Consider the following 19577-nt stretch of genomic DNA (forward strand, 5'->3'; position numbering starts at 1 on the left):
ATTGCTGTGATTTATGAAAAAGCCGGCGCGAGCCGGCTTTTTTTATTTCATATGCACGTCTGCAAAACGTTCAGGGCTAGGCGCATCGACGCAGACAGTACGAATAGTACGGCAAGGAGATGCAACGCCGCCATGGACGTTTTTCAGGCGCGCTACTCCAGCGGCACGCTGCGGTACTTGTTTACCTCCAGCGCCGACACGGCCGGCGCATCATTGCCCCACGAAGCCCGCAGATACGTCACCACGGCCGCCACTTCGCGGTCGTCCATCACGGGGCCGAACGGCGGCATGCCGTAGGGGCGCGGGTTGCCTTGTGTTCCCGGCGCAAAGCCGCCGTTGAGCACGAGGCGGATGGCGTTCACGGCCGAGTCCGTCGTCAGCGCGCGGTTGCCGGCCAGCGGCGGGTAGCCGGGCGGCACGCCCTTGCCGTCGTCGCGGTGGCAGCTTGCGCAGTGCGCCTCGTACAGTTTCGCGCCCAGCGCCAGGTGCTGCCTGGCTTGCTCCGACGTGTCGCGCGGCGCGCGCGGCGCGGCCCGGGCCGGGGCGGGCAGGCTTTTCAGGTAGACGGCCATGGCCCGCACGTCGCCGCTGTCCATGTGCTGCAGGCTTTGCCGCACCACCTCGGCCATGGGGCCGAAGACGGTGGCGCGCGGCGAGACGCCCGTTTGCAGCAATTCCACGATATGCGCCGTGTCCCAGTCGCCCAGGCCCGCTTCCGCGTCCGACGTCAGCGACGGCGCGTACCAGCCCAGCACGGGGATCAGGCCGCCCGACAGGCCGTCGTCGCTGCCGCCCAGGGTGCTGCGGCTGCTATGGCAGGCGCTGCAATGGCCCAGGCCCTGCACCAGGTAGGCGCCGCGGTTCCATTCCATGCTTTGCGTCGTCAGGGGCTGGTATACGCCCGGCTTGAAATACAGGGCGCGCCAGGCAGCCAGGGCGATCTGCTGGTTGTAGGGAAAGCGCAGCGCGTGCGGCGCGTTCGCCTGCCGGTGCGGCGGCACGCGCTGGAAATACGCGTACAGGGCGTCGCTGTCCTCGCGCTGCACCTTGGTGTAATTGGTGTACGGAAAGGCCGGATACAGCAGGCGGCCGTCCTTCGACTTGCCGTTGTGGATGGCGCGCCAGAAATCGTCGGCCGTCCAGCTGCCGATGCCCGTTTCCCTGTCGGCCGTGATGTTGGGCGAGAGCACCTTGCCGAACGGCGTCTGCAAGGCCCGTCCGCCCGCGTAGGGCACGCCGCCCCGTGTCGTGTGGCAGGCCATGCAGTCGCCCGCCTTGGCCAGGTAGGCGCCGCGCGCCACCAGCTGTTCCTGGCTCAGGGCGCTGGCGGCCGGGGGCGGGCCGATGTCGTCATCGGGCCACAGCAGGAGCTTGGCGCTGCCGCCGGCGATCAGCACGAGGCAGGCCGCGATCATCCATTTTTTCATGGCGCCACCTGCGCGGCAGAGCCCGGCACGCCGCCGCAGTGCAGCGGCAAGGGCGCGGTGATGCCGCTGGCGGGGCGCGCGTCGGCGCCGGCCACCTGCGTGCCCAGCCAGGCCGAGACGGCGCCCACGTCCGCGTCGGACAGGCGCTGCGCCACTTGCGCCATGCAGTCGGGGGCGTGGGCGCGGCGGATGCCGTTCTTCCAGGCGCCCAGCTGGGCGTTGATGTAGTCGCGCGGCAAGCCCAGCAAGCCGGGGATGGCGGGCGCCACGCCGCCCAGCTGCTGGCCATGGCAGGCGATGCAGGCGGGGATTTTTTTCGCGCCATCGCCCTGCAGCACCAGCTGCCTGCCGCGCGCCAGGGCCGTCGCGCCGGCGCCGCTGGGCTGGGCCGGCGGCGGGGCAGGGTGCTGCGCCGCAAAATACTCGGCAATTTCGCGCAGATAATCGTCCGGCAAGTGTTCGACCATGTAGTTCATCATCGGATACTGGCGCCGTCCCTCGCGAAAGTTCAGCAGCTGGTTGTACAGGTAGCCCGAAGGTTTGCCGGCGATGCGGGGGAAGAAGACGTCGTGGCGTTCCTTTTGCGCATGGCAGGCCGTGCATGCCTTGATGCGCTGTTCCAGGCTGTCGTGGCCGGCTGGCAGCGTGGCCGGCGCGGCCAGCGCCATGCCGGGCCAGGCGAAAGCCAGGGCCAGCAGCACGGGAGGGGAATGCAGTAACATGGAAAGTTGCATGGGAAAATAACCTGTCTCGTCGGTCGATATGATGTCCCGGTGTTGCTGCCCGGATGTTGTTACCCTAGCATATACTGCGTGCTGTCACTGTGACAGGATCAGTTTTGCAATAAAACTACGGATCAGTTTGAGGAGCAAGGTTGAAACGATATGAGGAATTGGCGGAAGAAGTCGCCGCCATGATCAGCACGCAGCTGTTGTTGCCTGGTGATAAGTTGCCCTCCGTGCGCCAGCAGCATGCGCGGCGCGGCGTGAGCCCGTCGACCGTGTTCCAGGCGTATTACCTGCTCGAAGCGCGCGGCATGATCGTCTCGCGCCCCCGCTCCGGCTATTACGTGGCGCCGCAGCGGGCCGCGCTGGCGCCCGAGCCGGACAGCTCGCGCCCGCTCGACGCCAGCACCACCGTCGACGTCAGCGACCTGGTGTTCGAGGTGCTGGGCGCTGTCGGCGCGCGCGACATCGTGCCCTTCGGCTCGGCCTTTCCCAGCCCGCACCTGTTTCCGATGGAAAAGCTGGCGCGGGCCGTGTCGGCCAGCATGCGCCGTCTCGACCCGTGGAGCACGGTCACCGATTTATCCCTGGGCAACGCGGAATTGCGCCGCCAGATCGCGCTGCGTTACCAGCTCGACGGCGTGCTTGTCTCCAGCGAGGACATCGTCATCACGAATGGCGCGCTGGAAGCGCTGAACCTGTGCCTGCAAGCCGTCACGCGGCCCGGCGACACGGTGCTGATCGAGTCGCCCAGCTTCTATGCCTGCCTGCAGGCGCTGGAGCGGCTGGAACTCAAGGCCGTCGAGATCGCCACCAGCCCCCGTGACGGCGTCGACCTGGCGGCGCTGGAAGAGTTGCTGCAACGCCACCGGCCCAGAGCCTGCTGGCTGATGACGAATTTCCAGAACCCGCTGGGCAGCCTGATGTCGCCGGAAAAGAAGCGCGCCCTGGTCGACTTGCTGGCGCGCCATGACGTGCCCCTGATCGAGGATGACGTGTATGGCGAGCTGTACTTTGGCAAGCAGCGCCCCGGCTTGACGAAAAGCCATGACAGCGCCGGTCTCGTCATGCATTGCAGCTCGTTCTCGAAGACCCTGGCGCCCGGTTTCCGCCTGGGCTGGGCCGTGGCGGGCCGCCATGCGCGCCAGGTCGAGCGTTTGAAACTGACCACCAGCCTGTCGGCGCCGATACCGCTGCAGATGGCGCTGGCCGATTACCTGGCGCACGGCGGCTATGAGCGCCATTTGCGCCAGCTGCGGCTGACCCTGGCGGCGCAGCAAAACACCATGCTGCAGGCGATCGCCGTGCATTTTCCGCCCGGCACGCGGGTGACGCGGCCGCAGGGCGGCTATTTCGTCTGGGTCGAGATGCCCGTGGGCGTCGATGCGCTGGCCTTGCACCGCAGCGCGCTGGCGGCCGGCATCAGCATCGCGCCCGGGCCCATCTTTTCCGCCACGCGCGCGTTTCGCCACTGCATCCGCCTCAATTACGGCCACCCGTGGAGCGCGCAGCTGGAAGCGGCCATCGCCGCGCTGGGGCGGCTGGCGGCGCAGCAACTGGCGCTGCAAGGGGAGGAAGGCTAGCCGGGACGGCCGGGCAGGGCGAGAAAGGCGGCAAAGTCGGGCGCCACTGCCGTGGTGGCGCCTGTTTCGTGCGACCACAGCACGACCACCGCTTCACCGGCCGCTCCCGTTTGCGCATAATCAAAACAATAGTAGTCGCCCGTGCCGAACTGGGCAAACGGCAGCAGGGCGGCGGCATCGCCGCCATCCATATTCTCCAGCCACTCTTGCCAGTCTGTGCGGTAATGGCGTTCTATCGATTCCCACGTCTTGCGCGCATTGGCCGCGTCGTAGACGGGAAACACGCACAAGGCGCCCAGCGCGCGGCCATTGTTCACCAATAACCATTGCACGTAGGAAGCGGGCAGCGCTCGCCCCAGCGCCTGTTCGGCGGCGGCGATCGCGTCGGGCGTGGTGCCGATGGACTTGCTCTTGCTCATGCTGCGGGACGGCTCAGGCGGGTGCGGGCGGCGTGGCCGGCGGCGTGCTGGCCCGTGGGGCTTTTTGCGGCGCCACCTTGCCGCCGTCGGCGATCCAGCGGCGGTACACGCGCAGGGCCACTTGCGCATCGTCGGCCGCGTACAGGATCTGCTTTTCCGTCAGGCGCGAGGTGGCCCAGTTGGTGGTGGAGATCTTTTTCGACTTCTGCAGGTGCAGGCCGAAGAACTTGGCCACGGCCGTCTTGGCGCCCAGGTCGTTGCGCTGGCCGCCGCGCAGGGCGACGGACAGGTCCAGCACTTGCGCTGGAGCAATGCCCAGCTTGTTGCGCAGGCGCTTGACGTCGTCGGACAGGCCGAAGCCCACCTTCAGGGTGGTGGTCGATTCGAGGATGGCTTTGAGTTCGGCCAGGGGCGGCGTGGCGCCCACCTGGAACAGGTAGGCGATGTCGTCGGTGGCCAGCTGGATCAGATGCGGACCCGTGGACGATTCGCCCTTGACGAACGTCGGCTTCGATTCCGTGTCGAAGCCGATGGCGTCGGCCGCCAGCAGGGCGGCCATGGCCGCCCTGGCTTCGTCACTGGTGCGCACCAGCCTGACGTGGTCGAGGGCGATGCCCTGGTAGGGCGGCAGTGGCGGCGCGGCAGCAGTATCCATGAAACCGGATCAGCCCTTGCGCGAGAATTTCGCGGTCAGCTGATTCAGTTTTTCCAGGCGCAAACGGTTCGCTTCTTCGGCGGCGGCCGCGTCGCGCTCGGCCTTCTTGCGCTCGGCTTCCTTCTTGAAGCGCTGCTGCAGCACTTGCGTGGCGTGGTCGCGGTGGGTTTGCGTCACTTCCGCGCCGGCTGTGCCGTCGAGGTCGTAGCGTACCTTGGCTTTTTCCATCACGCGCAGGTAGCGCAGCGAACCCGTGTGGATGCCCAGCGCCGTGCGCATCAGCTTGCGGTCCAGGTCCGGCAGGCGGGCCAGGATCTGCTTGTCGATACCGATGGACAAGGGCAGGCAATCGCGGAATGGCGGGAATTGCTCCTGGAACTGCTTCAGCAGGGCGCGCGCGGTCAGGCCGGCGGGCGCCGGTGCGGCTGCGGCCGGTGCCGCCGCTGGGGCTGCATCGACTGGCGTGTCAGGAGTGGTGGCTTGCTGGTCTGGCGTGGAGCTGGTCATCGACATCATTGGTTGGGCTATAAAAGGGGAGCATAGCACGCGCCACAGGCAAGTGCATTGTCTTTTTTGGCAACTTGAGCGGAGATGGGCGGACCCGCGCTACAGCGGACACAGCGCGAAATGCGGGAAATGTGTATAATGTCGGCTTGCGCTGATGACTGGACCCCAGGTTTGATGGTCTGGCTCAGGTGTGCAGGGGATAGGAGCAGTGCGGTGCAGGGCCCTGATTATTGATATCTTTGATACCGGATATTCCGTTTATCAATTATCCAGATAACTGGCCTTCGTGCATAATCTTGCTCTCCGCTGTGTCTTCACTGAACAACAATAGATTCAAGCCCGTTCTGGTACGGGCTTTTTTTCATTCCGCAATGTACATCGCTTATTTATCTGATCCGGTTTCGGCCGCGCCGTTCGGCCCCGCGCTCCTGTTGCCGGATGCGCGGGCTATGAACGTCCCGATAGACAGGCGCCGCTGCCCTTGACGGCAGCCGCAACAATACGCTCCATCGAGTCCGGTTTCGCAGGCTTAGGTGGAATCATTCACTTCGCGCCGACACCATCTGGTCTCGCATTAAGAGATATCTCATGAAGAATACGCCAAAAACTTTAACGTTGTCCGCCAAGGCGCCACGCCCAGCCGCGGCACCCCTTGCCGTACCCAAAACGACTTTATCTTACTTCATCGATAATGCGCAAGCGAATCCGGAAGCCACCGTCACGACGGCGCCCACCGTCGTCACCGTGGTGAAGAAAAGCCGTTCGCGCCTGGCGGCCGTGCCGCCGGCCGAGACGGCTGTCGAAGCGCCAGTGGCGGCTGTCGACGCCGTTGCCGAAGTGGCCGAGGTGGCCGACGCTGCACCGGCCAAAACGCCAAGCGTGAAGGTCGCCCCTGGCACCAAGGCCGCGGCCGCGCCGCGCAAGGTCAGCGAAAGCGCCGCCACGAACAAGGTGGTGACGGCAGCCCGCTCGAAAGTCGTGCGCGCCAAGCCCGAAGCGGCGCCCGTGACCATTATTTCCGGTGCGCAGGTGGTTAGCAAGACCACGGACGCGGACGCCCTGGCCGCCATCGACACGTCGAATTACTTCTTGCCGACCGTCAAGGTGCCTGGCCGCCGCGGCCGCAAGCCGAGCGAATTCACGCCGGAAAACGATGAAGTGGCAGCGTTGAACGCCGTCGAACGGGCCGAACTGAAGGCCGTGTCGAAAGCGCGCGACCGCAAGGCCAAGGGCGGCCTGGCGGACGCGCTGGGCGATCCGGAAGCATCGGCAGCGGACCTGGAACGCCGCCGCAAGCAGATCACGGGCCTGATCAACATGGGCAAGGAACGCGGTTTCCTCACCTATGCCGAGATCAATGACCAATTGCCGGAAAACATCATCGATCCGGAAGCCATCGAAGGCATCATCGCCACCTTCAACGACATGGGCATCGCCGTCTACGAGCGCGCCCCTGACGCGGAAAGCCTGTTGCTGACGGACAATGTCGCCACCGTCACCAGCGACGACGAAGTGGAAGCGGCTGCCGCCACCGCCCTGTCGACGGTCGACTCCGACTTCGGCCGCACCACCGACCCCGTGCGCATGTACATGCGTGAAATGGGCGCCGTGGCGCTGCTGACGCGCGAAGGCGAGATCGAGATCGCCAAGCGCATCGAAGGCGGCCTGAAGGACATGATCCAGGCCATTTCCGCCTGCCCCACCACCATCGGCGAAATCGTTGCGCTGTCGCAAAAGATCGCGCGCGACGAAATCAAGGTCGATGAAGTGGTCGACGGCTTTGTCGACTTGAACGAAAGCAATGCCCCGGCGCCTGCCGCTGCCGCCGCGCCCGCCGCCGCCAGCGGTGACGACGAGGAAGAGGAAGAAGAAGCCGAGGAAGAAGACGGCGACGCCAATGGCGGCGCGGCCGGTTTCTCCAGCGAACAATTGGCCCAGCTGAAAAAGAATGCGTTGGAGAAATTCAACGTCATTTCCACGCAGTACGACAAGATGCGCAAGGCGCCAGACGGCTACAACTCGAAAGCCTACATCAAGGCGCAGGAAGCCATTTCGCAGGAATTGCTGGGCATCCGCTTCACGGCCAAGGTTGTGGAAAAGCTGTGCGACACCCTGCGCGGCCAGATGGAAGAAGTGCGCCACATCGAGCGCGCCGTGCTGGAACTGTGCGTGAACAAATGCGGCATGCCGCGCGCCCACTTCATCAAGGTGTTCCCGGGCAATGAATGCGACCTGGAATGGGTCGACCGCGAAGTCGATTGCAAGTATCCGTACAGCGCCATCCTCAGCCGCAACGTGCCTGCCGTCAAGGAACTGCAAAAGAAGATGATCGACCTGCAGGCGCGCGTGGCCTTGCCGCTGGCGGACTTGCGCAAGATCAACAAGCAGATGGCGGCCGGCGAAAAGCGCGCGCGTCACGCGAAACGCGAAATGACGGTGGCCAACTTGCGCCTGGTCATTTCGATCGCCAAGAAATACATCAACCGCGGCCTGCAATTCCTCGACCTGATCCAGGAGGGCAACATTGGCCTGCTGAAGGCCGTCGATAAATTCGAATACCGCCGCGGCTACAAGTTCTCGACCTACGCCACCTGGTGGATACGCCAGGCCATCACGCGTTCCATCGCCGACATGGCGCGCACCATCCGCGTGCCGGTGCACATGATCGAAACGATCAACAAGATGAACCGTATCTCGCGCCAGATCATGCAGGAAACGGGTAGCGAGCCGGACCTGGCGACCCTGGCCGTCAAGATGGAAATGCCGGAGAACAAGGTGCGCGAGATCATGAAGATCGCGAAAGAGCCGATTTCCATGGAAACGCCGATGGGCGAGGACGGCGATTCACAGCTGGGCGACTTCATCGAGGACAACACGACGCTGGCGCCGCTGGACGCCGCGCTGCACGCGTCGATGCGCAACGTGATCAAGGAAGTGCTCGATTCCCTGACGCCGCGCGAAGCAAAAGTGCTGCGCATGCGTTATGGCGTGGAAATGTCGAACGACCACACCCTGGAAGAAGTGGGCAAGCAGTTCGACGTGACGCGCGAGCGCATCCGCCAGATCGAGGCGAAAGCCATGAGCAAGCTGCGCCAGCCTTCGCGTTCGGACAAACTCAAAACTTTCCTCACGCAAAACTAAGCGTACGGCAAGAAACAAAAAAGAGGCGCAAGCCTCTTTTTTTTCGTCCCTGCCGGTGTTGATTTACAGCAAATGCCGGCGCTGGCCCAGCAGGCCGGCGCTCAGCTGGCGGCGCGCGCGGAACAGGGCCGCGCCGCAGGCGGCGGCGATGACGCTCAGGAGCAGCCAGTCCAGCGGGTTGCGGCGCGGCGGCGCCGGCGACGCCTGCGACGGCACGGCGAAGGCCTGGAATTTATGCCCCGTGTAGACGGCGCCCACCACCAGGCCGGCATCCGTGATCTTGTTGGTCAGGTACAGGCCGTCGTCGCGGCGGCGCACCGTCATCACGCCGTCCTTGTAGACAAAGGTCATCGGTTCAAAGCCGTTGATGCTGACGCTGCCGACGACGTGGCCGGCCGCGTTGACGGCCGTGGCGTAGCTGTCGCCCTGGCCGATCATGGCGCCCAGGTCGAGCATGCGCTTGCCGTCCCAGGCAAACGCGTGCCAGCGGCGCTTCTCCGTTTCCGAGGCGCCCACGACCAGGCCCGCGTCGTTGATGGCGGTGGCCGAGCTGATGCGTCCGCCTGGCAGGGTGCCGATTTCCTGCATGCCCGTGCCGGGACGGTAGACGAAGGCGCGGCGGTAGCCATCGCCGCGCTGGGCCGTACCCACCGCCACGCCATGGCTGTTCAAGCCGCTGGCATAGCTGCTGGCGCCGCCCAGGGTGCCCAGGTCCTGCAGGCTGTGGTCGGCTTTCGTCACAAAGGCGTGGAAATCGCCGCCGCTGGTGTCGGCATAGCCGGCCACCTGGCCGCCGCGCGTGATGGCCGTGGCGTAGCTGCTGCTGCCGCCCAGGGTGCCCAGGTCGCGCATGCCGCCCGCCGCGTCGTAGCGGAAGGCGTGCCAGGCGCCGCTGGCCGTCTGCGCCGAACCCACTACCACGCCATGCATATTGATGGCCTTGGTGAAACCTTCATCGCCGCCCAGGGTGCCCAGCTCGCGGATGCGGCCGTGCTGGTAGGTCACGGCGCGGCGCCGACCCTCTTCCTCGAGGATGATGCCGGCCACCAGTCCGGCCGGGTTCAGGTCCGAAGCGATGCTGCCATTGCCATCCTTTTCGCCGAAGCCGTGTTCGGCATGGATGGCGGCGCTGGCGCTGGGGATGGCGGCCAGCAGGAGCAGGCCGAGCAGTGGGGCGGAGACGCAGCAAAACCGTGGCGGCATGATAGTTTCCTCAAAGAAAAAACTCACTATACTTTTTTCTCCCGCCCATGCATACATAAATTACTACTATTTTTAGTAATATTTGTGTTTCATCATGATCGTTCCGCCACGCTTTCCCTGGCCTGCGGCAAATGGATGGCCAGCGCCGTGCCCCGGCCCGCCTGGCTGTCGATGCGCAGTTCGCCGCCCAGCGCGTGGACGCGCTCGCGTATGCTCTTCAGGCCGAAAGCGGCCTGCTTGCCGTCGTCGCCCGGCTGCATGCCGATGCCGTTGTCGCTGATGCGCAGCTCGATGGCTTGCGCATCCTGCGCCAGCGCCACGTCCACTTCGCTGGCCTGGGCGTGGCGCACGATGTTCGACAGCGATTCCTGCAGCACGCGGAAGATGGCCGACGTCTGGCGCTGGTCCAGGCCCAGGTCGGGCGCCTCGCTGCTGATCTTGAGCCGGTAGCGGATGCTGCCGCGGCTTTCCATTTGCCGTATCAGCCATTCGGCGGCCGGTCCCAGGCCCAGTTCCAGTGTGCTCGGATGCAAGTCATTGATGATGGCGCGCACGGAGCGGATGGTGGCGTCGATGGTCTCGAGCACGCGCGCGGCGTGGCGGTGCAGGCGCGGGTGGGAGGCGGCCGTGCGCGCGTGCAGCAGCGACACATCGATGCGCAGCACCATCAGGTTCTGGCCCAGGTCGTCATGGATGTCGAGCGCGATGCGCCGGCGTTCTTCTTCCTTGATGGTCTGCTGGTGGTCGCTCAGTTCGCGCAGCTGGGCCAGGGTGCGCTCCAGGTTTTCTTCGTTGCGCTTGCTTTCCGTGATGTCGATGCCCATGGCGATGATCATCTGCGGCAGGCCTTGCGCGTCGAAGATGGGTTTTTTATGCGTCTGCAGCAGGCGGTTTTCCTGCAGCTGCGCATTCCACACCAATTCCTCGCGGATCACCACCTGGCGGCTGGCAAACGCTTCCTGGTCCGCCGCGTGGAATCCCTGGGTCTGGTCCGGGGGAAAGTGCTGCACGTCGCGTCCCTCGGCGATATCCTGGAACCGTACGCCCCATTGCTGCTCGCAGGCCTGGTTCATCAGCAGCATGTGCGAATCGGCATCTTTCAGGAACAGCGACAGGGGCATCATGGAAATGATGTCCTGCAGCCGCTCTTCGCTGCGCGCCAGGGCCGCTTCCGTTTGCGCGCGCATGGCGATTTCGGCGGACAGCTGGAGATTGACATCGAGCAACTGGGCCGTGCGCAGGGCCACGCGGCTTTCCAGCTCCGCATGGGCGATGCTCAGCGCGTGTTCGGCCCGTTTCTGTTCGGTGATGTCGCTGGCCAGCACGAGGGCGCCCGTCAGCATGCCCTGCTGGTCGTACAGGCAGCGTCCGCTGATCATGGCCCAGCGCTCCGTGCCGTCGCTGTGCCAATACTGCAGTTCACCCATGCAGCTGCGTTCCTGCGCGCGCATCAGCGGGCACAGGCGCCGCAAGGTCGCCTCGTCGTAGAATTCGCTCATCTTGTGGCCCAGCAGGTCTTCCGCCCGCGTGCCCAGCATGTCGCACAGGCGCTGGTTCAGATGCAATATCGTGCCTTGCGCATCCGTTTGCCACATGCCGTCCTGCGCCGCCTCGCTCAGGTCGCGGTAGCGCATGGTGCTGGCGTCGAGCTGCTTGCGCGTGCTGGCGAAGTGGGCGCGCAGCTTGTGCATCAGCCACATGGCCGTGCCGGCGGACGCCGCCAGCAGCAGCGTCAGCCAGACATGCTCCCAGAAGTCGAKTTCCTTCCAGGCCACGCCTGCCAGCCAGCCCAGCATGACGAGGACGAGGCAGGCGCATGCCGCACTCAAGGTTTCAATCGACCATTTACTCATCCGCGCCCCTCGCGTCATGGTGGACCGCTGCGGTGCGCGTGGCGCCGGAGTGGGGAAAGTATCCGACGCTAGTGTAATACCAAATGTTGCTTTATTGAGAATATTTTTCCATTTGGAAAGCAAAAAGGGCCGGCCCTCGCGGCGCCGGCCCCTGCCTGCCCATGGCGGCGTCGCGCGATCAGCCCGTGTTGCGCAGGCCGGCCGCCACGCCGTTGATCGACAGCTGGATGCCGCGGTGGACGCGCTCGTCGATCCGGCTTGCCGCCGACAGGGCGCGGTTGCGCTTGATTAACTCCACCTGCAAGTGGTTCAGCGGATCGAGGTAGGCGAAGCGGTTCTGGATAGAGCGGGCCAGCAGCGGGTTGCCGGCCAGGCGTTCCGTGTTGCCGGTGATCAATTCCAGGCAGCGCAGGGTGTTGCCATGCTCTTCCGTGATGCGCTTGTAGATGCGTTCGCGCAAATCGTGGTCCGCCACCAGTTCCGCGTAGCGCGAGGCGATGGCCAGGTCCGTCTTGGCCAGCACCATGTCCATGTTCGACAGCAGGGTGGCGAAGAACGGCCATTCGGCATGCATGGCGCGCAGGGTGGCGATCCTGTCATCTTTCGACGCGGGCTCGCCATCGTTGATCCAGGCGTCGATGGCGCTGCCGAAGCCGAACCAGCCCGGCAGCAGCAAGCGGCACTGGCCCCAGGAAAAGCCCCAGGGGATGGCGCGCAAGTCTTCGATGCGCTGGTTGGCCTTGCGCGAGGCGGGCCGCGAACCGAGGTTCAGCTCGGCGATTTCCGCAATCGGCGTGGCCGAGAAGAAGTACTCGGTAAAACCCGGCGTTTCATACACGAGGTGGCGGTAGGAGCGGTAGGCCAGGTCCGACAGTTGCGCCATCACCGCTTCGAACTGCGCCAGCTGGCTGTTGCGGGCCGGGTTCGCTTCCTGCGGCGCCAGGCTCGCTTCCAGGGTGGCGGCCACCAGCAATTCCAGGTTGCGCCGGCCGATTTCCGCGTTGGAAAACTTCGAGGCGATGATTTCGCCCTGTTCCGTCAGGCGGATCTGGCCGTTGACGGTGCCCGGCGGCTGGGCCAGGATGGCTTCGTAGCTGGGGCCGCCGCCACGGCCCACCGTGCCGCCGCGGCCGTGGAACAGGCGCAGCTTGACGCCGGCTTTCCGGAAGTCGGACACCAGCGCCAGTTCCGCCTTGTACAGTTCCCAGTTCGAGGTGAGGAAGCCGCCATCCTTGTTCGAATCGGAATAGCCGAGCATGACTTCCTGCAACTGTCCCTGCTTGGCGATCAATTGTTTGACCAAAGGCAAGGCCATGAGCTGGCTCATGATGCCGGCCGCGCGCTGTAGGTCGGGTATCGTCTCGAACAGGGGAATGACCATCAGCTCGCAGCTGCTGTCGCCAGCTTGCCAGTCGGTGCGCAGCAAGCCTGTTTCCTTTTGCAGCAGCAACACTTCCAGCAGGTCGGACACGGTTTCCGTGTGCGAGATGATGTAGTTGCGGATCGCGCGCGCGCCGTAGCGCTGGCGGATGTCGCGCGCCGCGCGCAAAATCGCCAGTTCGGAATCCGTTTCCGCGGCGTAGCTGATGTAGGGCGAGTACAGCAAGCGCGGCTGGGCCAGTTCGCTCAGCAGCAGCGCCTGCTTGTCTTCCTCGGACAGGGCCGCGTAATCGGCGGCCACGCCGCTTTGGGCGAACAGGTCGGCCAGCACGCGCTCGTGCACGTCGGAAGTCTGGCGCATGTCGAGCGAGGCCAGGTGGAAGCCGAAGATGTCGGCCGCCCGCGCCAGGGTGGCCAGGCGCGGGCGCGCGAGGGCGGCGCCGTGGTGCGCTTCGAGCGAGGCGACGATGGTGCGCAGGTCGGCGACAAACGCGGCCGCGTCCGGATAGGCGGCGGCCGCGCCCACTTCCTTGCGCAGGATATTCGTGGCGCCCAGGGCGCGGGCCGTGGCGGCCAGGCGCGCATAGATGCCGATCAGGGCGCGGCGGTACGGTTCGTCGCTGCGGTGCGGCGAGGCGTCCGGCGACTGGTCGGCCAGCGCCTGCAGTTCCGCGCTCACGCCCACCATCAGGGTCGAGACGGACAGTTCCGCGCCCAGCGCGTGCACTTCGTCGAGGTAAAAGTCGAGGATGGTGGTGGCGTGGCGCGCCAGCGCGTGCTGCATGGTGCCCGCGTTGACGTTGGGGTTGCCGTCGCGGTCGCCGCCGATCCAGCTGCCCATCTGCACGTAGGCGGCGTGGATGGGCTCGATCGTGCCGTCGCCGTTCGGGTATTCGGCGGCGATGTCGTCCTCGATGTCGTCATACAGGCCCGGCAGTTCGCGCAGGAAGGTGATGCGGTAATAGGACAGGGCGTTTTCGATTTCGTCGGCCACCGTCAGCTTCGAGTAGCGCAGCATGCGCGTCTGCCACAGGGTGGCGACGCGCGAGCGCAGCAGCTGCATGTTGGCCAGGCGTTCCTTCGGCGTCAGGGGCAGGTCGCGCTCGGCCAGCAGGCGGGCGATGTCGTGCTCGGCGTCGAGGATGCTCTTGCGCTGCACTTCCGTCGGGTGGGCCGTCAGCACGGGCGCGATCAGCGCGTCCCGGAAGAAGGTGTCGACGGTGGCGCGCGGCACGCCGGCGGCGCGCAGCTTTTTCAGGGCGAAGCTGACGCTGCCCTTTTGCGCCGGGGAACCGGCCAGCAGGTGGGCGCGGCGGCGGCGGATGTGGTGTTGATCTTCCGCAATATTGGCCAGGTGCGAAAAATAGGAAAAGGCGCGCACGACGGAGATCGTCTGTTCGCGGCTCAGGTCCTTCAGCATGGCGTCCAGTTCCAGCGCCGCGTCCGCGTCCGCTTCGCGGCGGAAGCGCACGGAAGTCTGGCGTATGGTTTCCACCACATGAAAGACGGCATCGCCTTCCTGTTCGCGCAGCACGTCGCCCAGCAGGCGGCCCAGCAGGCGGATGTCTTCTTTCAGCGGCGCGTCCTTGTCGGGGCTGGCCGGGGAGGCTGTTTCTGGTGCTACTGCGTCATTGAGCATAATAAAGAACCAAAGTAGGTGTAAAAGCAAGGGAAAGAGGATCGCACCGGGCTTTTAGCCGCAGAGGGGAGGGGGCGCATGATAAAATTTGTGGTCTTCAACATGGACGCTAGCCTGACTTGGCCGTATAGGCAAAGGGATAACGATTATAGCGACGATGGGCGTCATTTCGATACATTTAGATATCGCGTCGGCGAAATGGCAACGATAACGGTTAACGATAACGACTACGATAGCGAAAGAGCCTTGTTTTGAAAGCATCCGAATTGACCCAGAATATTCCTTCCCGGCTGGTGATCGCCACGCGCGAGAGCCGTCTTGCCATGTGGCAAGCTGAACATGTGCGCGCGCGCCTGGCGGCACTCTATCCGCAGTGTAGCGTTGAAATTCTCGGCATGACCACACGCGGCGACCAGATTCTCGACCGCGCCCTGTCCAAGGTAGGCGGCAAGGGCCTGTTCGTCAAGGAGCTGGAAGTGGCGATGGACGAAGGCCGCGCCGACCTGGCCGTGCATTCGCTCAAGGACGTGCCGATGGAGTTGCCGCAGGGCTTTACCCTGGCCGCCATCCTCGAACGCGAAGACCCGCGCGACGCGTTTGTCTCGAACGATTACGCCAGCCTGGCCGAGCTGCCGCACGGCGCCGTCGTCGGCACGAGCAGCCTGCGCCGCCAGTCGCTGATCGCCGCGCGCTATCCGCACCTGACGATTTTGCCCCTGCGCGGCAACCTCGACACGCGCTTGGGCAAGCTCGACCGTGGCGACTACGCGGCCATCATCCTGGCCGCCGCCGGCCTGAAGCGCCTGGGTCTGGCGTCGCGCATCCGCGCCGTGCTGGCGCCGGAAGACAGCCTGCCGGCCGCCGGCCAGGGCGCCATGGCCATCGAGATCCGCGCCGCGCGCGCGGACGGCGTCGACCTGGAGGCCGTGCTGGCGCCGCTGAACCACCTGGCCACGGCGCAAGCCGTCACGGCCGAGCGCAAGGTATCGAAGATTTTCGGCGGCAGCTGCCAGATTCCGCTGGCCGCGTTTGCCACGGTCGAGGGCGACAGCATGCGCTTGCGCGCCATGGTCGCCACGCCGGACGGCGCGCGCATGGCCAGCGCCGATGTCAGTGGCCCCGCCGCTGCGCCGGAACTGCTGGGCGAGCAGGTGGCCGAGTTGCTGCGCGGACAGGACGCTGCCGGCATCCTCGCCTCCTGCGCCGTTACCCCCGACAACCATGAAGGCCTGGCGCCGCATGCCTGACAGCGTGGTGATCACGCGGCCCGCGGCGCAAGCGGGGCCGCTGGCCGCCCGGATCGCGGCCCTGGGCTGGCCCGTGACCCTGCTGCCGCTGCTGGAAATCCACGCGCTCGACGGCGAGGATGAATGCGCGCGGCTGCAGGCCGTGCTGGCGCGCCTGGCGCAGTATGAGCTGGTGGCCTTCGTCTCGCCGAACGCCATCGACTGCGTCTTCGCGCACCTGGCCGCCTGGCCGGCCGGCGTGCCGCTGGCCGTGGTGGGCGAGGGCAGCCGCATGGCGCTGGCCGCGCACGGCGTCACCGACGCCAACGCGGCCATCACCAGTCCGCTCGACACGGCGCGCAGCGATTCCGAACATCTGTTGCTGGCGCTGGACTTGCCGGCCCTGCGCGGCAAGCGCGTGCTCATCGTGCGCGGCGACGGCGGACGCGATTACCTGGCCGACGGCTTGCGCGCGGCCGGCGCGCAAGTCGAGTTCGTCACGGCGTACCGGCGCCAGGTACCCAGGCTGACGCCGGCCTTGCGGGCAACCCTGGAAAACTTGTTGCAGCATAATAATGACTGGATCATCACCAGCTCGGAAGCGCTGCGCGGCTTGCTGGCGCTGCTGGCCGAAATGGGCGATGACGCGCTGGCTGTTGCAAAAATGCAACAGCAGCATCTGATCGTGCCACACGCCCGCATTGCCCAAACGGCGGCGGCCCTGGGCTTTGCCCGGGTCACCTTGACAGGATCAGGCGACGCAGGAGTGCTCGCCGCGTTACAATCACGACCATGAACGAAATGCCTACACTCTCCGAACCGAATGCAACGCCTGGCGGCGCCGTGAAGACGGCGCCGCAGGCGGCCGACCAACCCGCTGGCCGCGCGCCGAGCTTGCTCGAGCAGCTGCAAAAGCCCATGAGCATCGCCGTCATCGTGCTGGCCGTGCTGCTGGCGGCGCAAAGCTGGTCGACCAGCAAGCAGATCCGCAACCTGCGCGAAGAAGTGGCCAAGCGCCTGCAAAAGGGCGATGTCAGCAATGCCGAAACGGGTGTGCTGGCGCGCAACGTGCAAGAAGGCACGAAAGAGCTGCAGATCAAGGTGGGCGCGCTGGAAAACCGCCAGAGCGAAACCCAGAGCCAGCAGCTTGCGCTGGAACAACTGTACAACGACTTGTCGAAGAACCGCGACGAATGGGCGCTGACGGAAATCGAGCAGGTGCTGTCGACGGCCAGCCAGCAGCTGCAGCTGGCCGGCAACGTGCCCGGCGCGCTGATCGCCCTGCAAAACGCGGACCGCAGCCTGTCGCGCTCGGACAAGCCGCAATTCATCACCATCCGCCGCGCCATCGGCCGCGACATGGAAAAACTCAAGGCCCTGCCCAGCGTCGATTCGACGGGCGTGGCCCTGCGCCTGGACGCCGTGATCGCCCAGATCGACGCCTTGCCGATGCTGTCCGATGAAACGCCGGCCCTGCCTGCCGCTCCGCAAAAGCCGGGCAAGGCCAAGGCCGTGCGCGATGCCAGCGGCAAGCTGGTGGGGCCGCCGGCGCCGGAGCCGCTGCTGCAGAAGGTGCGCGACGGCTTCAATACGTGGAGCGGCGACATGTGGGCCGACGTGCGCCAGTTGATCCGCATCCGCCGCGTCGATACGCCGGAAGCGCTGATGCTGTCGCCGACGCAATCGTATTTCTTGCGCGAAAATGTCAAGCTGCGCCTGCTGAACGCCCGCATGGCCTTGTTGTCGCGCAATGAAACGGCGTTCCGCAACGATTTGATCGCCGCCCAGGATGCGCTGGCCAAGTATTTCGATACGCGCGCCAAGGGCACGCAGACGGCGCAAGCCCTGCTGCGCCAGGTGCAGGGCAGCAACCTGGCCATCGAAATGCCGACCTTGTCCGACAGCCTGACGGCTGTACGCAACTACAAAGCGAAGTCCTGAGCCCATGCGTCTATTTCTCTGGTTACTCGCCCTGATGGCCGCGGCGATCGGTATCGCCGTGACGGCCCGTTTCAACCCCGGCAACGTGGTGCTGTTCTATCCGCCATACCGCATCGACCTGTCGCTGAACTTCTTCCTGCTGCTGGAAGTGCTGCTGTTCGTGCTGCTGTATCTGCTGGTGCGCGCCGTGCGCGCCACCGTGCGCATGCCGGCGCAAGTGGCCGCCTACCGCCAGCGCAAGCGTGAGCGCGACGGCAACAAGGGCTTGCGCGAAGCCTTGAAGGCCCTGTTCGAAGGCCGTTTCGGCCATGCGGAAAAAGCCGCCCTGCGCGCCGCCGAGCTGGACGAGAACGCCGGCCTGGCCGCGCTGATCGGCGCGCGCGCCGCGCACCGCATGCGCCAGTCCGAGCGCCGCGACAGCTGGCTGGCCCGCGTCGAAGGCGATGCGAGCCTGAAGACGGCGCGTTTGATGACGGTGACGGAATTGCTGGTCGACGACCACCAGCCGGAAGCGGCGCTGGCCGCCGTGCGCGAACTGAACGCCAGCGGCACGCGCCACATCCACGCCCTGCAATGGTCGCTCAAGGCCGAGCAGCAGGCGAAGAACTGGCCGGAAGTGCTGCGCCTCGTGCGTTCGCTCGACAAGCACCGTGCCCTGCATCCGGCCCTGTCCTCGCGCCTGCGCGAGCTGGCCTATGACCATTTGCTGTCCGACCCGTCGCACGACGCCGAATCGCTGATGCGCGTGTGGTCCACCGTGCCGGGCGCCGACCGGGTCAAGCCGTATATCGCCTGCCGCGCCGCCACGGCCCTGAATGCGCGCGGCCTGCATGACGAAGCGCGCCTCGTGTGCGAAGAGTCGCTGGCCGCCGACTGGGACGACCGCGTCGTGCGCGCCTACCGCGAAGCGGCGGCCCCGGGCGGCACGCCGGCCCTGCTGCTGCAGATCGAGCATTGCGAACAGTGGCTGAAACAGCGCCCGCTGGACGCGGAACTGGCCCTGACCCTCGGTTCCCTGTGCCTTAAGCAGAAACTGTGGGGCAAGGCGCAGCGCCACCTGGAGCAGGCCCTGTCCGACGCGAACGAGCCGCAGATGGTGCGCGATGCCCACCTGAAGCTGGCGCAGATGCACGACGCCTTGCAGCAAACCGAGCAGGCCGCCGCGCATTACCGGCAATGCGCCTTGGCAACAATTCTTTAAGGGAATTATATGAACCCGTTTTCCACAAGAAAACGGGTTCTTTTTTATCTGCTGCAGCGCACAAGCCCAGCCGACTTCTCTATAATTACGCCGTTAAAACACAATCCGCATAATGAGGAAAATCCATGAGTTTGAATAACGTCTCTTCCGGCCGCGACCTGCCGAACGATTTCAACGTCGTCATCGAAATCCCGATGAACGCCGATCCGATCAAGTACGAAGTCGACAAGGAAAGCGGCGCGATCTTCGTCGATCGCTTCATGGGTACCGCCATGCACTACCCATGCAACTATGGCTACGTGCCGAACACCCTGTCGCCGGACGGCGACCCGGTCGACGTGCTGGTCATCACCCCATTCCCGCTGATCCCGGGCGTGGTCGTGCGCTGCCGTCCTATCGGCGTGCTGAAAATGACCGACGAGTCGGGCGAAGACGCGAAAGTGCTGGCCGTGCCAGTCGACAAGGTTCTGTCGATCTACAGCCACTGGCAAAAGCCGGAAGACCTGAACGAACTGCGCCTGCGCCAGATCCAGCATTTCTTCGAGCACTACAAGGATCTGGAAAAAGGCAAATGGGTCAAGATCGACGGCTGGTATGGTCCAGACGTTGCCAAGGAAGAGATCCTGGGCGGCGTGGCCGCCTTCAAGGCTGACGCCGACAAAGCCGCTTCCTGATGC

15 protein-coding genes are annotated in these 19577 nt (G+C 65.3%); 7 read left to right on the top strand and 8 right to left on the bottom strand.

Annotated features, from left to right (window positions below; all coding sequences use genetic code 11):
• Positions 1–152 precede the first annotated feature (152 nt).
• Positions 153–1427, bottom strand: coding sequence for a cytochrome c (locus tag CBW50_RS22145; RefSeq protein ID WP_086147548.1), 1275 nt, complete (start codon positions 1425–1427; stop codon positions 153–155).
• Positions 1424–2149, bottom strand: coding sequence for a c-type cytochrome (locus CBW50_RS22150; protein WP_086147549.1), 726 nt, complete (start codon positions 2147–2149; stop codon positions 1424–1426). The genes CBW50_RS22145 and CBW50_RS22150 overlap by 4 nt, the downstream gene beginning before the upstream one ends.
• A gap of 152 nt (positions 2150–2301) precedes the next feature.
• On the opposite strand from CBW50_RS22150, the gene CBW50_RS22155 reads away from it, so the two are divergent.
• Positions 2302–3735 carry a PLP-dependent aminotransferase family protein gene (locus CBW50_RS22155; RefSeq protein ID WP_086147550.1) on the top strand — a complete coding sequence of 478 codons (1434 nt, stop codon included), beginning with the start codon at positions 2302–2304 and terminating at the stop codon, positions 3733–3735.
• Here the strand turns inward: CBW50_RS22155 and CBW50_RS22160 are convergent.
• From CBW50_RS22160 to CBW50_RS22170, 3 genes are read right to left on the bottom strand one after another with little or no spacing between them, the layout of a single operon-like run.
• Positions 3732–4154, bottom strand: a complete 423-nt coding sequence (locus tag CBW50_RS22160) for an SMI1/KNR4 family protein (protein WP_086147551.1) — start codon at positions 4152–4154, stop codon at positions 3732–3734. The genes CBW50_RS22155 and CBW50_RS22160 overlap by 4 nt on opposite strands.
• Before the next feature lie 13 nt (positions 4155–4167).
• Positions 4168–4809 carry a 3'-5' exonuclease gene (locus CBW50_RS22165; RefSeq protein WP_086147552.1) on the bottom strand — a complete coding sequence of 214 codons (642 nt, stop codon included), beginning with the start codon at positions 4807–4809 and terminating at the stop codon, positions 4168–4170.
• A 9-nt stretch (positions 4810–4818) separates the two neighbouring features.
• Complete coding sequence (locus CBW50_RS22170) at positions 4819–5325, bottom strand: ProQ/FINO family protein (RefSeq protein WP_086147553.1); 507 nt, start codon at positions 5323–5325, stop codon at positions 4819–4821.
• Positions 5326–5904: 579 nt separating this feature from the next.
• On the opposite strand from CBW50_RS22170, the gene rpoD reads away from it, so the two are divergent.
• Positions 5905–8457 (top strand): RNA polymerase sigma factor RpoD, encoded by a 2553-nt coding sequence (rpoD, locus tag CBW50_RS22175; protein WP_086147554.1) that lies wholly within the window; start codon positions 5905–5907, stop codon positions 8455–8457.
• 63 nt (positions 8458–8520) lie between these two features.
• Here the strand turns inward: rpoD and CBW50_RS22180 are convergent, their stop codons facing one another.
• The 3 genes from CBW50_RS22180 to ppc all read right to left on the bottom strand — a co-directional run bounded on the left by CBW50_RS22180 (position 8521) and on the right by ppc (position 14532).
• Positions 8521–9660: an HAF repeat-containing protein gene (locus CBW50_RS22180; RefSeq protein WP_157792497.1), complete on the bottom strand. Its 1140-nt coding sequence runs from the start codon at positions 9658–9660 to the stop codon at positions 8521–8523.
• 92 nt (positions 9661–9752) lie between these two features.
• Positions 9753–11513, bottom strand: a complete 1761-nt coding sequence (locus CBW50_RS22185) for a PAS domain S-box protein (RefSeq protein WP_172404856.1) — start codon at positions 11511–11513, stop codon at positions 9753–9755.
• 178 nt (positions 11514–11691) lie between these two features.
• Positions 11692–14532, bottom strand: a complete 2841-nt coding sequence (gene ppc / locus CBW50_RS22190; protein WP_086147557.1) for a phosphoenolpyruvate carboxylase — start codon at positions 14530–14532, stop codon at positions 11692–11694.
• Positions 14533–14798: 266 nt separating this feature from the next.
• On the opposite strand from ppc, the gene hemC reads away from it, so the two are divergent.
• The 5 genes from hemC (at position 14799) to ppa (ending at position 19574) form a co-directional block, all read left to right on the top strand.
• Positions 14799–15779 (top strand): hydroxymethylbilane synthase, encoded by a 981-nt coding sequence (gene hemC, locus CBW50_RS22195; RefSeq protein ID WP_086147588.1) that lies wholly within the window; start codon positions 14799–14801, stop codon positions 15777–15779.
• Complete coding sequence (locus tag CBW50_RS22200; RefSeq protein WP_086147589.1) at positions 15772–16554, top strand: uroporphyrinogen-III synthase; 783 nt, start codon at positions 15772–15774, stop codon at positions 16552–16554. Before hemC ends, CBW50_RS22200 begins: the two co-directional genes overlap by 8 nt.
• Positions 16551–17699 (top strand): uroporphyrinogen-III C-methyltransferase, encoded by a 1149-nt coding sequence (locus CBW50_RS22205; protein ID WP_086147558.1) that lies wholly within the window; start codon positions 16551–16553, stop codon positions 17697–17699. The genes CBW50_RS22200 and CBW50_RS22205 overlap by 4 nt, the downstream gene beginning before the upstream one ends.
• A gap of 4 nt (positions 17700–17703) precedes the next feature.
• Positions 17704–18900: a heme biosynthesis protein HemY gene (locus CBW50_RS22210; protein WP_086147559.1), complete on the top strand. Its 1197-nt coding sequence runs from the start codon at positions 17704–17706 to the stop codon at positions 18898–18900.
• A gap of 125 nt (positions 18901–19025) precedes the next feature.
• The gene (gene ppa, locus CBW50_RS22215; RefSeq protein WP_086147560.1) at positions 19026–19574 is read left to right on the top strand and encodes an inorganic diphosphatase; all 549 of its coding nucleotides are present in this window, start codon (positions 19026–19028) and stop codon (positions 19572–19574) included.
• Positions 19575–19577: the final 3 nt, after the last annotated feature.

This window comes from Janthinobacterium sp. GW458P (assembly GCF_002127585.1).
In the GTDB taxonomy this organism is placed as follows: Bacteria; Pseudomonadota; Gammaproteobacteria; order Burkholderiales; family Burkholderiaceae_D; genus Janthinobacterium.

Coding starts and splice junctions, on each gene's coding strand:
- ppa (WP_086147560.1), top strand. CDS start 19,026: ATGAGTTTGAATAACGTCTCTTCCGGCCGCGACCTGCCGAACGATTTC.
- rpoD (WP_086147554.1), top strand. CDS start 5,905: ATGAAGAATACGCCAAAAACTTTAACGTTGTCCGCCAAGGCGCCACGC.
- ppc (WP_086147557.1), bottom strand. CDS start 14,532: ATGCTCAATGACGCAGTAGCACCAGAAACAGCCTCCCCGGCCAGCCCC.
- CBW50_RS22150 (WP_086147549.1), bottom strand. CDS start 2,149: ATGTTACTGCATTCCCCTCCCGTGCTGCTGGCCCTGGCTTTCGCCTGG.
- CBW50_RS22180 (WP_157792497.1), bottom strand. CDS start 9,660: ATGCCGCCACGGTTTTGCTGCGTCTCCGCCCCACTGCTCGGCCTGCTC.
- CBW50_RS22200 (WP_086147589.1), top strand. CDS start 15,772: ATGCCTGACAGCGTGGTGATCACGCGGCCCGCGGCGCAAGCGGGGCCG.
- CBW50_RS22205 (WP_086147558.1), top strand. CDS start 16,551: ATGAACGAAATGCCTACACTCTCCGAACCGAATGCAACGCCTGGCGGC.
- CBW50_RS22165 (WP_086147552.1), bottom strand. CDS start 4,809: ATGGATACTGCTGCCGCGCCGCCACTGCCGCCCTACCAGGGCATCGCC.
- CBW50_RS22145 (WP_086147548.1), bottom strand. CDS start 1,427: ATGAAAAAATGGATGATCGCGGCCTGCCTCGTGCTGATCGCCGGCGGC.
- CBW50_RS22210 (WP_086147559.1), top strand. CDS start 17,704: ATGCGTCTATTTCTCTGGTTACTCGCCCTGATGGCCGCGGCGATCGGT.
- CBW50_RS22160 (WP_086147551.1), bottom strand. CDS start 4,154: ATGAGCAAGAGCAAGTCCATCGGCACCACGCCCGACGCGATCGCCGCC.
- CBW50_RS22170 (WP_086147553.1), bottom strand. CDS start 5,325: ATGATGTCGATGACCAGCTCCACGCCAGACCAGCAAGCCACCACTCCT.